The 13,800-nt window shown below is 58.3% G+C and carries 13 protein-coding genes; 4 read left to right on the top strand and 9 right to left on the bottom strand.

Annotation, left to right across the window (positions count from 1 at the left end):
• Positions 1 to 28 precede the first annotated feature (28 nt).
• The 3 genes from FPL19_RS08785 to FPL19_RS08795 form a co-directional block, all read right to left on the bottom strand.
• Complete coding sequence (locus FPL19_RS08785; RefSeq protein WP_150912058.1) at positions 29 to 778, bottom strand: SDR family oxidoreductase; 750 nt, start codon at positions 776 to 778, stop codon at positions 29 to 31.
• A 32-nt stretch (positions 779 to 810) separates the two neighbouring features.
• Entirely contained in the window at positions 811 to 1,932 is a 1,122-nt protein-coding gene (locus FPL19_RS08790) for an alkene reductase (RefSeq protein ID WP_150912059.1), read from the bottom strand.
• Between the two features lie 75 nt (positions 1,933 to 2,007).
• On the bottom strand, positions 2,008 to 2,595 hold the full coding sequence (locus tag FPL19_RS08795) for a TetR/AcrR family transcriptional regulator (protein ID WP_150912060.1): 588 nt from the start codon (positions 2,593 to 2,595) through the stop codon (positions 2,008 to 2,010).
• 108 nt (positions 2,596 to 2,703) lie between these two features.
• On the opposite strand from FPL19_RS08795, the gene FPL19_RS08800 reads away from it, so the two are divergent.
• Both FPL19_RS08800 and FPL19_RS08805 read left to right on the top strand, forming a co-directional pair.
• Positions 2,704 to 3,816, top strand: coding sequence for an S-(hydroxymethyl)glutathione dehydrogenase/class III alcohol dehydrogenase (locus FPL19_RS08800; RefSeq protein ID WP_150912061.1), 1,113 nt, complete (start codon positions 2,704 to 2,706; stop codon positions 3,814 to 3,816).
• On the top strand, positions 3,816 to 4,262 hold the full coding sequence (locus FPL19_RS08805) for an acyl-CoA thioesterase (RefSeq protein WP_150912062.1): 447 nt from the start codon (positions 3,816 to 3,818) through the stop codon (positions 4,260 to 4,262). The genes FPL19_RS08800 and FPL19_RS08805 overlap by 1 nt, the downstream gene beginning before the upstream one ends.
• On the opposite strand, the gene FPL19_RS08810 is transcribed toward FPL19_RS08805, so the two are convergent.
• The gene (locus FPL19_RS08810; RefSeq protein WP_150912063.1) at positions 4,263 to 4,964 is read right to left on the bottom strand and encodes a type 1 glutamine amidotransferase domain-containing protein; all 702 of its coding nucleotides are present in this window, start codon (positions 4,962 to 4,964) and stop codon (positions 4,263 to 4,265) included.
• A gap of 113 nt (positions 4,965 to 5,077) precedes the next feature.
• On the opposite strand from FPL19_RS08810, the gene FPL19_RS08815 reads away from it, so the two are divergent.
• Entirely contained in the window at positions 5,078 to 6,460 is a 1,383-nt protein-coding gene (locus tag FPL19_RS08815) for a ribonuclease J (RefSeq protein ID WP_150912064.1), read from the top strand.
• A gap of 260 nt (positions 6,461 to 6,720) precedes the next feature.
• A complete protein-coding gene (locus FPL19_RS08820; protein ID WP_150912065.1) occupies positions 6,721 to 7,149 on the top strand; it encodes a hotdog fold thioesterase in 429 nt (142 codons plus the stop codon).
• Here FPL19_RS08820 and FPL19_RS08825 read toward each other — a convergent pair.
• The 5 genes from FPL19_RS08825 to FPL19_RS08845 all read right to left on the bottom strand — a co-directional run bounded on the left by FPL19_RS08825 (position 7,114) and on the right by FPL19_RS08845 (position 13,785).
• Positions 7,114 to 8,436: an HD-GYP domain-containing protein gene (locus tag FPL19_RS08825; RefSeq protein ID WP_150912066.1), complete on the bottom strand. Its 1,323-nt coding sequence runs from the start codon at positions 8,434 to 8,436 to the stop codon at positions 7,114 to 7,116. The two genes, FPL19_RS08820 and FPL19_RS08825, sit on opposite strands and share 36 nt — an antisense overlap.
• Before the next feature lie 145 nt (positions 8,437 to 8,581).
• Positions 8,582 to 9,958, bottom strand: a complete 1,377-nt coding sequence (pelG, locus tag FPL19_RS08830) for an exopolysaccharide Pel transporter PelG (protein WP_150912067.1) — start codon at positions 9,956 to 9,958, stop codon at positions 8,582 to 8,584.
• Positions 9,958 to 11,466: a GT4 family glycosyltransferase PelF gene (gene pelF, locus FPL19_RS08835; RefSeq protein WP_150912068.1), complete on the bottom strand. Its 1,509-nt coding sequence runs from the start codon at positions 11,464 to 11,466 to the stop codon at positions 9,958 to 9,960. The genes pelG and pelF overlap by 1 nt, the downstream gene beginning before the upstream one ends.
• Positions 11,463 to 12,449 (bottom strand): tetratricopeptide repeat protein, encoded by a 987-nt coding sequence (locus FPL19_RS08840; RefSeq protein ID WP_150912069.1) that lies wholly within the window; start codon positions 12,447 to 12,449, stop codon positions 11,463 to 11,465. Before FPL19_RS08840 ends, pelF begins: the two co-directional genes overlap by 4 nt.
• The gene (locus tag FPL19_RS08845) at positions 12,439 to 13,785 is read right to left on the bottom strand and encodes a PelD GGDEF domain-containing protein (RefSeq protein WP_150912070.1); all 1,347 of its coding nucleotides are present in this window, start codon (positions 13,783 to 13,785) and stop codon (positions 12,439 to 12,441) included. Before FPL19_RS08845 ends, FPL19_RS08840 begins: the two co-directional genes overlap by 11 nt.
• Positions 13,786 to 13,800 lie beyond the last annotated feature (15 nt).

Here is a 13,800-nt window from a genome sequence, read left to right on the forward strand (position 1 = left end):
TGACGGATTCAGCTTGTACAGCTCCGGTTTACAGTTCCTGGGCAGTGGGCCGCAGGATAATCTCGTTGATATCGACATCGGCCGGTTGCTCGATGGCGTAAACGATGGCCCGTGCCACGGCGTCGGCATCAATCGCAACACTGTACAGATCCTCTGCCGCTTTCTTGGCATCCGGATCGGTGATAGTGCTGGTGAGTTCGGTCGCTACGGCACCCGGTGAGATGTTGGTGCTGCGAATCTCGTCACCGGCTTCCATGCGCAGACCTTCCGAGAGGGCCTTGACTGCGTATTTGGTGGCGCAGTAGACAGCGGCACCGGGGAAGAGCTTGTGACCGGCGACGGACGACAGGTTGATCACGTGACCGCTATGTTGCTCCCGCATGGTGGGCAACACCGCCGCGATGCCGTACATCACACCCTTGATGTTCACATCCACCATCTGGTCCCACTCGTCGACCTTGAGTGCATCCAGCGGTGCCAGTGGCATCAGGCCGGCGTTATTCACCAGTACATCGATCCTGCCAAAGGCTTCTTTGGCCGATGCGGCCAGGGCTTCTACCTGGTTGCGGTCGGTTACATCGGTGACCTGCCAGATGACTTCGGCGCCTTTTGACTTCAGGTCCTCGGTCAGGGCTTTCAGGCGATCTTCCCGGCGTGCTGCCAGCACCAGTTTTGCACCGCGGTCTGCCAAACGGCGGGCCGTGGCTTCGCCGAGACCACTGCTGGCGCCGGTAATGATGACGACTTTGCTATTGATCGGATCGTTGCTGTTGCTCATGGTTTGTCTCCTTTTGTGGATAAAAACTTTATTCAGGCGCTGATCTCGAGTTCTTTCAGCGTCGGGTAATCGGTATAGCCGCGCTCATCGCCGCCATAAAACGTGCTGTCGTCCCACTCGTTCAATTCGGCGTGCTGGCGGAAACGCTCCGGCAGGTCCGGATTGGCAATAAACGGCCGGCCAAAGGTGACCAGGTCGCAACGGCCAGCGCCGATACGCTTACGCGCTTCCTCTGCTGTGTAGGCGCCGTTGGCAATATAGGTGCCCTTGAATCCGGCCTGGATAGCGTCGATCACTTCTTCCGGGCGACCATTGGCGTGGTTGCCCTGGAAGGAATCTTCAACCACTTCCAGATAGGCAATACCCAGATCGTTCAGGCGACTGGCAAAGGCACCAAAGGTTTCCTCTGGATCCTCGTCATACATGGCGTTGAAGCTGCCGGTGGGGCTGATACGTACACCGACATTTTCTTTACCCCAGACGTCGATGACGGCTTCCATCACCATCAGCGGCAAGCGCATACGGTTTTCCACCGAACCGCCAAATTCGTCGGTGCGCTGATTGCTGCCGCTCTTGAGGAACTGGTCCAGCAGGTAGCCGTTGGCGGCGTGGACTTCTACACCGTTGAACCCTGCTGCCTTGGCGTTGATGGCGCCCTGACGAAACTGCTCTACAATATCCGGCATTTCACTTGCTTCCAGAGCCCTGGGCTGCGGTACATCCACCATGCCTGAATCGGCACTGATAAAGGTTTTCGCGCCCTCAGGCTGGATGGCAGACGGAGCCACTGGTTTATTGCCATCTGGCTGCAGGGCCGTGTGGGAAATCCGGCCCACATGCCATAGCTGAGCGTGCATTCGCCCACCGGCCATGTGCACGGCGGTGGTGATTTTTTTCCAGCCCACTACCTGCTCGGGGGAGTGGATGCCGGGTGTGAACGCATAGCCCTTGCCCTGGGGCGATACCTGAGTGGCCTCGCTGAAGATGAGGCCAGCACCGGCACGCTGCTGGTAATACTGGGCATTCATCTCGTTGGGAATATCGCCAGGCTGAGTGGCGCGGGCCCGGGTCAATGGTGACATCAGAACCCGGTTGGGCAGGGTAAGATCGCCCAGAAGATAGGGTTGAAACAGTGCATCGTTTGGATTGTTCATTGATTATCCTTTTTTGAATGAAGTCGATGTAATTAGACCAGTCTACTAGAAGAAGGGCGAAAAAAAGGGGAGACGTCAGGCAATGCCAAGACATTGCCGGAAAAAGACACGAACAAACCGCTCCATCGGCTCGGTGCTCTTCAAGACCTTGGCTCTTAGAATGGCGCCTTCCCAGCCTGACAGCAGGAAGCTGGCGACATCGGCGGGATCGATGGATTTGTCCACATCTCCAGCCAGTCTTGCTTCTTCGATGCAGCGCTCGAAACGCTTTTCCCAGCCCTGGAATACAGTATCGAGGCGTTTGCGGAAAGCTTCATTCTGCCCGGCCAGTTCCTGGCCAAGATTGCCGATAAGGCAGCCGCGGGTGAACTCGCAACTGGTCATGGTATCCAGGCCAGTGTCGAAGTAGGCACGAAGGCGATCAAGGCAGGAGCGGCTGGTATCGTTGAGAATCCGATCCAGCTTCGCGTCGTATTCCTCGGCGAAGGCATCAATGACCGCAAGCCCGAAATCGTTTTTGCTACTAAAATAATGGTAAAACGACCCTTTAGGCACCCCGGCGGTTGTCAGTACGCCGTTGATGCCCGTAGCGCCAAAACCTTTCTGGCCGATCAGGTCGGCACCGGTCTGGATGATGTGATTGCGCGTGTCGTTCGATGTCATGGTTGTTATATTAGACCGGTCGTCTACAATGGGTCAAACCCGTAAAAGCCGAGACATGCTGTCCCGAATAGCCGGATCAGCCCCGAACTGTATTCAAGGAGTCTGCCAGTGATTAAATCCCGTGCTGCCGTGGCGTTCGCGCCCAACAAACCGCTGGAAATCGTGGAAGTTGATGTAGAAGCACCGAAAAAAGGCGAAGTTCTGGTGCGCATTGTCGCCACTGGCGTGTGCCACACTGACGCTTACACCCTCTCCGGCGCCGATTCTGAAGGTAACTTCCCGGCCATTCTGGGCCATGAAGGCGGTGGCATTGTGGAAGCCGTGGGCGAGGGTGTGACGTCTTTTGAAGTGGGTGATCACGTTATCCCGCTTTACACGGCCGAGTGTGGCAAATGTAAGTTCTGTACCTCCGGCAAGACCAACCTCTGTGGTTCCGTGCGCGAGACCCAAGGCAAGGGCGTCATGCCAGACGGCACCTCGCGGTTCTCCTACAAGGGCGAGCCCATCTACCACTACATGGGGTGCTCCACGTTTTCCGAGTACACGGTTCTGCCTGAAGTCTCGCTGGCAAAGATCCCCAAGGAAGCACCGTTGGAAAAAGTCTGCCTGCTGGGCTGTGGTGTGACTACCGGTATTGGTGCCGTACTGAACACCGCCAAAGTCGAAGAAGGCGCAACCGTTGCTATCTTCGGCCTGGGCGGCATCGGTCTGGCGGCGATCATCGGCGCTACCATGGCCAAGGCCAGCCGCATCATTGCCATCGACATCAACCCCGGTAAGTTCGACATTGCCAAGGAGTTGGGCGCCACGGACGTGGTCAATCCCAAGGACTACGACAAGCCGATTCAGGAAGTGATCATCGAGATGACCGACGGCGGCGTGGACTACTCCTTCGAGTGCATTGGCAACGTTCAGGTGATGCGGTCAGCGCTGGAATGCTGCCACAAGGGTTGGGGTGAGTCTGTCATTATCGGCGTGGCCGGTGCTGGCGAGGAAATCAGCACCCGTCCCTTCCAGCTGGTCACCGGCCGGGTCTGGAAAGGCTCTGCGTTCGGCGGCGTGAAAGGCCGTACCGAATTGCCGGGCTACGTCGAGAAAGCCAAGACCGGCGAGATTCCGCTGGATGTGTTCATTACCCACAACATGCCGCTGGAAGACATCAACGAGGCGTTCGAGCTGATGCATGAGGGCAAGAGCATCCGGACGGTGATTCACTTCTGATGTTCCGTTTTCGCTTCCGTGTCCGCTATGGTGAATGCGATGCCCAGAGCGTCGTGTTCAACGCCCGCTATGCGGACTATGTGGATATTGCAGTCAACGAATACATCCGGACCCTGTTCGGTGACTACCAGCGGCTACTGGATCAGGATCTGGACATCCAGGTGGTCAGCCTGAACCTGAATTACCGGGCGCCGGCGAGGTTTGATGATGTGCTGGAAGCGCGGATCCAGGCGGGTCGGATTGGCAATACGTCTTTCACCCTGCATCTGGAGTTCTATCGTTTGGGGGATGAAATGCTGGTTGCGGACGCCGACATCACCTATGTGCTGATTCAGCCATCAATAATGGCCAAAACACCGGTGCCGGAGTCGATTCGGGAGTTGCTGGAAAGGGGAGCACCCGGCGTGCTGATCAGCCACGCCGGGGAAGATCAGGCAACTGATTAATCAGTTGCCGTGGGTTGCGTGGGCATCCTCAAGCGCCTGCAGTACGGCCTTGGCGGTGCCTTCTGAAGAAGGCGGATTCTGACCGGTGACCAGTCTGCCGTCCACCACAATGTGCGGCGTGAAGTCATCGCCGCTGGTATAACGGCCGTTCTTTTCCTTAAGCATGTCTTCCACCAGGAAAGGAACCACTTTGGTCAGTCCCACGGTTTCTTCCTCGCTGTTACTGAAGCCGGTCACGTTGCGGCCGCCCACCAGGTTCTGGCCGGGTTTGACTTCCACGTCTTTGAAGACCGCCGGAGCGTGACAGACAGCGCCGATCACCTTGTCCTGCTCATACGCGGTCTTGATCAGCTCTGCGGATTTGGCGTCGTTGGCCAGATCCCACAGAGGTCCATGGCCGCCGGGGTAGAAAATCGCGTCGAATTCGTTCATGTCCACGTCGGCCAGCTTCTTGGTGCTTGCCAGGGATTCTTTGGCGTGAGCATCCTCTTGGAAGCGACGGGTAGTTTCTGTCAGCGCGTCTTCGCCTTCACTATTCGGGTCAATGGGCGGTTGGCCGCCTTTGGGAGTAGCCAGAGTGATATTGGCGCCGGCATCCTTGAACACGTAGTAGGGGGCCGTGAACTCCTCAAGCCAGAAACCGGTTTTGTGGCCGGTATCGCCCATCTGGTCATGTGAGGTAAGAACCATCAATATGTTCATTCGCCTGCTCCTTTTGAAATCAGTTTACGTAACTGAATTGAATTGCTTAACACAGTCTGTGGTGCCGAAACCGCATCACTTCAACCGTTTGACCACAGGGATACGTCCTTACCATGACCCCGGATGAAAACGATCTCTGGTTTCTGCCTCTGGGCGGAACCGGCGAAATCGGCATGAATCTCAATCTGTACGGTCACGATGGCCAGTGGCTGATGGTGGATTGCGGGGTCACTTTTCCGAAACCGGGAAGGGTCTCGGCGGATGGCACCGTCCATCATTCCGGAGAACCACCGGTCCAGATGGCCGACCCGGCCTTTATTGCCGACCGGCGGGATCGGCTGGCAGGCCTGGTGATCACCCATGCCCACGAGGATCACATTGGCGCGGTCCCCTATCTCTGGCCCCTGCTGCAGTGCCCGATCTACACCAGCCGCTTTACCGCCGAAATCCTGCGCCGCAAGCTGGCGGAGTTCGATCTCCTCCATCGGGTGCCCATTTTTGTGCTGGATGCCGGTGACCGGCGGCAGATCGGACCGTTTGATGTGCAATGGCTGGCGCTGACCCACTCCATTCCGGACCCCAATGCCCTGATGATTCGCACCGCCGCGGGCAACATTTTCCACAGCGGTGACTGGAAGCTGGATGACCAGCCCCTGGTCGGCCATGGCTACCGCAAAAGCACCTTTACCGACCTGGCTGAAGAAGGGGTGGTTGCCATGGTCTGCGACTCGACTAATGCCACGGTGGCCGGGCATTCCATGTCGGAATCGGCACTCTATGGCGGGCTGTTGGACGCCATTGGTCCGGCGAAAGGCCGTGTAATCGTCGCCTGTTTTGGCAGCAATATCGCCCGGCTGCATACGCTGGCGGCCGTGGCCCGGGCCACCGGTCGCTACATGGGGTTGATGGGCCGCTCACTGATCAACATGAGCAGTGCCGCCAAGGCAGCGGGGCTATGGGATACAGCGGACTCGCTGATCCAGTCCAGCCACTTCGGATACCTGCCGAGGGAGGAAGTGCTGGCGGTGGCTACCGGCAGCCAGGGCGAACCACGAACCGCACTGCGGCGGCTGGCCTCGGGCAATCATCCGGATTTTGAACTGGAAGCGGGTGACCGGGTGATCTTCAGCGCCCGGGCCATTCCCGGCAATGAAGAGGCTATTAATGCCCTTATAAGCCAGCTGGAAGCGATGGGTGTCGATGTGTTGACTGCAGAATCGGCCAGCCTGCCTATCCATGCATCCGGCCATCCGGCCCGGGAAGAGCTGGAAGCCATGTACCGCTGGGTGCGGCCGTCCATCGCCATCCCGGTTCATGGCGAAGAAGAGCATATGCGGGCCCATGCCGACATTGCTGAGGCGACAGGGGTGCCCCGGCGGTTGGTGGGACGCAATGGCGACCTGTTTATGATCCGCCCGGTACCCGGGATGCGCCGTCAGATTGTGGAGACTGGCCGGTTGGGCTGGCAGAAGCAGGAGCTGACCCGGGTGTTCTGAGGCGCCGGGGACGTTGCTGCTGGCTCAAATCCAGCCAGGCCCTGAATATGCTGCCGGCATTCCCGGCCAGTTGGGTAGCTGATCTGCTCATCGCTCATTCTCCTGTTTGCTGATCCTTTTATGAGATTAGCACTAGCAATAATGAATGCAAACGATTCGCATTAAAATAAATCACGATGGTCGTTCGTTTCCCGTCTGTATAAACTCAAGCACCCATGCCCGCCTTTTGCGCGGACTTTAACATCAGGAGGTAGCAGTTGATGGCAATCTGGACCCGCAGTCTTCCCACCCTTGAGCAGATGGAAGAAAGCAGTCGCAATACCGCGGTTAGCGCCATGGGTATCGAATTTGTGGACGTTGGAAACGATTACATTACCGGCCGGATCCCGGTCGACGGCCGTACGGTGCAGCCTTTCGGAATCCTGCACGGTGGCGCGTCAGTGGTGCTGGCGGAGACACTGGGTAGCATGGCTGCAAACTACTGTCTGCGTGAGGAAAACCAGATTGCCGTGGGGTTGGACATCAACGCCAACCATATCCGTTCCGCGTCCAGCGGCTGGGTTTACGGCACTGCTCGGCCGGTTCACCTGGGTGGCACTACCCAGGTATGGGAGATCCGCATGGAAAACGAGGAAGGTAAGCTTATCTGTATTTCACGGCTCACCATGGCCGTCATCAACCGGGGGTGATTCCGACGTCGGTCGGGTGCTCAGAAAACCGCGCTCAATAAAATCGCTCATCACAATATCGTAGGTGCCGTCCGGCACCTCGCGTGCAATTTTGTAGACCTCGCCCGATGCGTCCTTCACGTCCTCACTCAGGTTGATCTGCCGATAGGGGGTGATAGGCTTTTTGTCAGCATCCCGGACCAGCAGGATGATCGGCCGGAGTTTGCTGCTTTTCTGATTGGCCACCACTATTCCGACTTCGTCGTTCTCCAGCTCAACAATAGAGCCTGGGGGATAGACGCCGATCATTCGGATAAATTCCACCGCCAGCTCCGCATCAAACTGGGTGCCCTTGTTGCGATGGATGATCTGCAGCGCCTGCATGGACGCACGGCCCTTATCGTAGACCCGGGAGCTGGTGATGGCGTCGTAGGTATCCACAAGCCCGACCATTTTCGCAAACACCGGAATCTGCTGGCTGGGCAGGCCGCGGGGGTAACCCTTGCCATCCATCCGCTCATGATGGGAATAGGCCACATCCACCGCCGCGTGTTCGAGCGTAGGCAACCCGGCCAGCACATCGCGGCCGTAGGTGGCGTGTTTTTTCATGATGTCGAATTCTTCCGGCGTTAGTGCCCCGGGCTTGTTCAGGATGGCATCGTCAATCCGCATCTTGCCAACGTCGTGCAGCATGCCACTGAGCGCCAGAACGCGGATCTCGTCCTCCAGCAGCCCCAGGTGCTTGCCAAAAGCTGCGGAAAGTATCGATACGTTGATGCAATGTTCCGCGGTGTACTCGTCCTTGTTCTTGATCTTGCTGAGCAGCAACAGGGCGTTTTCGTTCCGCAGTACGCTGTCCACAGTGTTGTCGACCGTCTGACGAATCTCGTTCATGTCCAGCATCCGGCCCAGGCGTATGCTGGACATGATCTGTTTGGCGGTTTCCTTGGCATGACCGTAGTGGGTCCGCGCCCTGGCCATTTCCCGGGCCGTGTCGATTTTATTGATATAGGTGACACGTTTTTTTGGCAGGGAACTGGTTTTTCGGATATCTGCGGCGGTTTTCTTTTTGCCTGTCGTGATAGGCGATTTTTCGAACGATCTGACGACGTCGACGCGGCCTTCGATGACAACCCAGTGGCACTGGGATTGCACCGAAAGCAGGTCGTCCTCATTCTGGATCACAAAACCCTGGAGCAGGAAATTGGTGTCCTCCCACGGCCGATCCAGGCGAATCACGTGCATGCCAATGGTCAGTTGGGATACTGGAATTTCCGTTTCGACGATGTCCTGGTGAAAGGAGCTCATCTTTTACATCCTGACTGCTGTTCCGGCACGAAGCCCCGACCGGTAAGTATGCCGCGTATTACAGCTTTACGCGGGTCTGACGGGTTAAAAATTTGTCAAATCTTGTAACCGAAATACGACTCTCTTACATCCAGATTAGCAGCGACTAGCGCCCCTGTAACATAAAAGTCTCGTATTCCAGCTTTTCGAACTTCCGCGACAGAAGCCACAGACCGGCAAGTGCCGCAAGAAGTGTTGAAGCGGCGAAACCATAGCCGTAGAAGGACGCGCCCATTTCGATGGTGATGAAGGTGAAGGCAATGTTTCCGAAAAAAAACAGTGCGCACAGTGTCACGTTGATGCCCCGGGCATCCAGGTAGAACAGCACATTCTGGATGGCCAGCAGTAGCAACTGGATGCTGACTGCCACCAGGTCGATGTGGAACAACGGCAGATACAGAGGCGAGATGCCGATCGCCGCCAGCAGCTCCTCGCTCCAGAGGAAGATGAGGATAACGGTCAGCCCCTGCACCTTGAAGATCTCGTAGATGCCATTGCGGGCAACCACAACCATCTGGTCCCGGAAGCGGTTGATCCGCTGCAGGGTGTCCCCTTCCCGGACGGCGTTGTAGAAGCGTTCGTAGGCTTCTGCGAAGTCGGTCTCCATTCGCACCAGAAAAACCGCCATGCCCGGAATGATGGACATGTAGGCAAGAAAAATCGGCAGGTCGTAGATCACCGACGCCCGGAGGCTGGCAATAACCGGCTGGGAGGTATCCGGGTGGAACCAGAAGATAAACTTGTCGGCCCACACTGCCGCATTGAACAGCAGCCCGGTGAGAATCAGTGTCGGGAAGATCTGCCGACGCCGGGCAAAATCAAAGCGTATGAAGCGGTTGCCGGGATACTGGCGGATGATGGTGTAGAAAAAGCTGAAAAAAAGCAGGCTGTGGCCCAATAGCAGCCCGGTCAGCAGGCCTTCCAGACCAAACCGGGACAGCATCACGGCACTGACCACGGCAGTGGCGTATCCCAGTGCAAACACCACCACAATGCGCCGGTAGGATTTCATGCTGGACAGAAAAATGGTGACCGGCCACAGGTTACACAGCACCACAAAGTTGGCCAGCATCAGTAGCCGGTAAAGCACCGATGTGCCGCCAAAGAAAAACATCATGGCCAAAAGGCCGAGGCCCAGGGACAGGGTGGTGGTTACCCAGATCAGTCCCATCAGATTGGGCAGGATCAGATCGCTGCGTTTGGCATAGAGCCGGTCCGCGACCCAACGGGTAAACACATGCTGGAACAGGCCGGACAAGGTCAGAGACACGGCCATCAAATAGGTGACCGAGACCAGAAACTGCACCACCAGGGTGCCGGACACTTTCAGTGCCAGGCTGGTGATGCCGATCAACATTACCCCGAGCACGGAAAGCACCCAGGGGCCGGAACTGATAATGCCGGCCAGGCCGTAGGCCTCGAACAGGTTCAGGAAGCTGTCCCGTTTCAGTATGCGGCGGATTTCGAAACCGATGCCGGCCATCAGTGATCAAGCCCCTGTTGGTAGATGGATCGGTAGGCTCCGAACATGCTGTCCAGCGTGTAGAACTTCTGCACACGTTCAAGTCCGGCCTTCTGGGCCCGGCGCCACTGTTCCGGATTCGATAGTAGCCGCACCGCTTCCCGGGCCGTGGCTTCGGGATCTGCGATTGGCACCACCGCACCGCTGGCACCGAGGGCCCGGTCTTCTTCCGTGGTTCCTTCCAGCAATTCGCGGCAGGCACCCACATCGGTGGCCAGACACGGCAGGCCGGCGGCGTGGGCTTCCAGTATCACCAGGGGCAAGGCTTCAGAGATAGACGTCAGCACCATCAGACCCAGTTGCGGCAGTATGTCGTTCACATTCTGAAAACCGAGAAACTTTACCTGCCGGCTCATGCCCAGGCTGTCCACCAGCTCTTTGCATTCGCGAACGTAGGTTTCGTCTTCATCCTCGGGCCCCACGATCCAGCCTTCGGCGTCGGGAATGACGTCGGTGACCGAGCGCATGGCGCGGATAAAGGTCTTGATGTCCTTGATGGGAACCACCCGCCCGACCAGCCCGAGCACTTTGGGGATAGCGTCGGGGCGGGCCGCCCTGGCCGCTTCAAAGCGGGCTGGATCAATGCCGTTGGGGATGATGCAGGTGCGTTCCTCCGGTGCGCCATCCTGAAGCTGGCGCTCGCGGTTGCCCAGATACAGGGAAACGATCGGGGCAGCCTGCTGGTAGGCCAGGCGCCCCAGGGCTTCAAAGAACCGGATCCACAGCCGGCGGATATAACCCAGCTGCTCGTTCAGGGTACCGCTGACCTGATCCGTGGGGTCGTGAATCCAGTCCGCCTGGGACAGGTCGATTTTGCGCTCCTTGGTGTAGATGCCGTGTTCACTCAGGGCAAAGGGGATGCCACGTTGCTCACTGGCGATGGCCCCCAGCAAACCCGCGTAGCCGGTGGAGATCGAATGCAGCATTCGCACCTGCGGCATCCTGCGGGCAACTTCGGCAAGCTGGAACAGCGGCGCGTGCATAATGCGGACGGACCAGAAGTAGTCGACAAACGACGGCTCGGTGCAGTATTTGCGATAGCTCTCGTCGATCATCTCCCAGCTCTGTTCGCTGTAAAGAAAATCCTCCCGGCTGATTCCCCCTTTCTGGCCCAGATCGGCGAATACCCGGTGGAGTATTTCCGGCGGTACCGACGTCGCCGACTTGAACTGCTCGTGCAGGCATTTCTGCGCCTCGAAGGCCGCCTTGTTGCCCTGCGTCGGCCGAGGTTTGTTCACCGTCTCGGTATCCATCAGGTAGTGGCATTCCAGGTGGGTGACATTGTCCGGCAGGACGTATTGCTGTTTGCCGTAGTGTTTACGGTCACCGCCCAGAAAAATCAGGGCGAAGGTGTACTCCGGCAGTCCGGTGATGATCTGGTGTACCCAGGACGACACCCCTCCGCGGATAAACGGATAGGTGCCTTCCAACAGCAGCGCGATGTCTGCTTTGGGGCTGCTCTGTTTCATAGCCAGGCCTCGATGATCGGGCGGTTGGCGGGGTGAAAACGCTCCGGCGGGCAGGCGGACAGATGTCTGCGCACCTGGGCAAAATCCCGGCGCAGGAAGGCGATTTCCCCCAGATAGGGCATGATGGTTTCCGGGGCCGAGCCGCCGGCAAGGGCCGATCTGAATGCCTCCTCGGCACCGTCGATATTGTCCAGGGCCAATTCCACCCGGCCCAGCAGGCGCCAGTCGTTGTGTTGGGAGCGGCGGTTGACCAGGCGGCGCAGGAGTTTTCGTGCGCTCTCAAGGTAATACTGTTTCAGGCTGCCCTGGGCCAGGCCCAGATAGGCCATTTCCCACCACACCTGTGCCAGTCGGCGCTCAAGAACAACGCTGTCCAGGTCACTGGCGCTCTGCAGGGATTGCTGGAGTCGCCCGGCGCGCTGAGCCAGTGTCTTTTCTTTCTGCTCCAGCATGGAGTAGGCCAGTAATCGCACGTCGTCCGCAGGGTCTCGGAGTGCTTCACGGAGGATATCAATCGCCTCGCGATCGTTCATCTGGCGGGTGGCCATCATCGCGCTCAGCCGTTTGTTGGTGCTGCTGGCCTCCCGCAGCACCTGGCGCAGGCCGCCCTGGCTATAGATAACCTGAAGGTTCATGTCGATGGGCTGGAATGGCAGTTCCGGAATGTCCATCTCCTGCCAGGGCACATCCCGTTTTGACCGTGGCAGATACAGCGCCAGCAGAATGCCCAGGATCAGTCCCACACTGCCGATAAACGGAATGGCAAACTGCAGGGTGAACAGAAAAATGGCGGCGGTTAGCGGCTGGCCGCGGTAGCGCGATGGCAGTAGCGGAAGCAATACGACGGCGAGGATCGCGCAGGCCATTGCATGAGCGATCAGGTAGGCGACCAGATGAATATCCGATGCGTCCGGCGAGAGCAGGCCGATAACACCGCCGGTCTCCAACGCCAGGGCGATCAGTGCAAACCAGTTACCGGCCATAGGGGATTTCCTGTTGGTCGGGCGACACAAAATCCTGCAGCCATTGCTCGGCCTGAGCGCGATCACTGATCTGGAGGGTTTTTGGCATCGGCAGGTCGCTGACGTGCAGACCCAATTGCTCCCGCAGGCCGTCGTCCAGCCTTTGCAGGTAGCCCGCCAGGCCCAGTTCGTCGGTCAGGGGCATGAGTATCACAATCTGCCTTCTGCCCTGAAACGTGTGCTCGGCGATAACGTCCAGCCACCGACGGATCTTCTGGATGAAGTCGGCGACGAGTGCTCCGGTCTGGTCATCCGGAAGAGACAGGCCGGCCATGGCAGCGGGTAAACTGAAGGTCTCCGCATCCCGCCCGACCCGAGCCAGGTGACGACGTAACGCCCGCCAGTCCGGGGTGTCGCCGGCGGAAGCGTCGGTCTGTTCGTGAACGATGTCGGCCATGTGGCCCGCCAGGATGGCAAGCAGCCGCAGGGAACGGGCTTCAAAACTGAAAAACGGCATGGCCTCAATGACACAGAGGCCGATGAACCGGTCCTGGGAATCAATGAGCGGAATCACCGCTAAAAGGTCGGTATCCAGTTCATCCATGCGCTTGCGGAACTCGGTCTGTACCGACACCAGTTTGCGCTCTGTCAGAGCATGCTGCAGCAGCGGATCCCGGGGATTCACCTTGCGAAAGCGGCCAAGGGTGGCAAGGGGTTCGGCCTCGGGCCGACCATCGGTCACGGCATAGATACCGGCGATCTGAAGCTGACCGTAACGCATCAGCAGTTGCAGCATCAGGGCGGCGCTCTGTCTGTTAAGTCCGGTCTCGCCGGATTCGTCGATCTGCGCGTAGAGGCGTCTCAGCGCTTCCCGCAAGCTGCTTGAACTGCCGGCCAGTTGCTGCTCCAGGCGATCATGGGAGACTTTCAGCAGATAATAGTTGCGAGTGAACTCCTCCAGCCGGGAGCCGCGGTATTCATTGCTCGCTTCCAGTCGCTGTCGTTGCCGCTCCCAGTAGTCGCGGAATTCCCCCGCCAGCAGGCTGACGCCCAATACGCCAATGGTCCACACATAGGGGAAGCCCGTTTCTGCGGTCATACCCAGGCGCAGGTGCAGGCCCAGAGCGGCAATCAGGATCAGTGCCGACACCAGTGCCATGAAAAAGCCGTACCGCAGGCCGACAAGCAGCGCCCCCAAGGCTGTCCATGGAAAGTTGCCGTTCAGGTAGAACGGATCTTCCGGCCGGTACCAGATATTGAACGCCAGGAAAAACCCGGTGATCAGCAGCGTTTCCAGCCATTTGAGGATGGTGGGAACGCTCGCCTTCTGGTCGGTTGTCTGTTCTTCCTCGTCCATAGTGAACCCTGTTAG

Origin of the sequence: Marinobacter halotolerans (assembly GCF_008795985.1) — a bacterium.
GTDB lineage: Bacteria > Pseudomonadota > Gammaproteobacteria > Pseudomonadales > Oleiphilaceae > Marinobacter > Marinobacter halotolerans.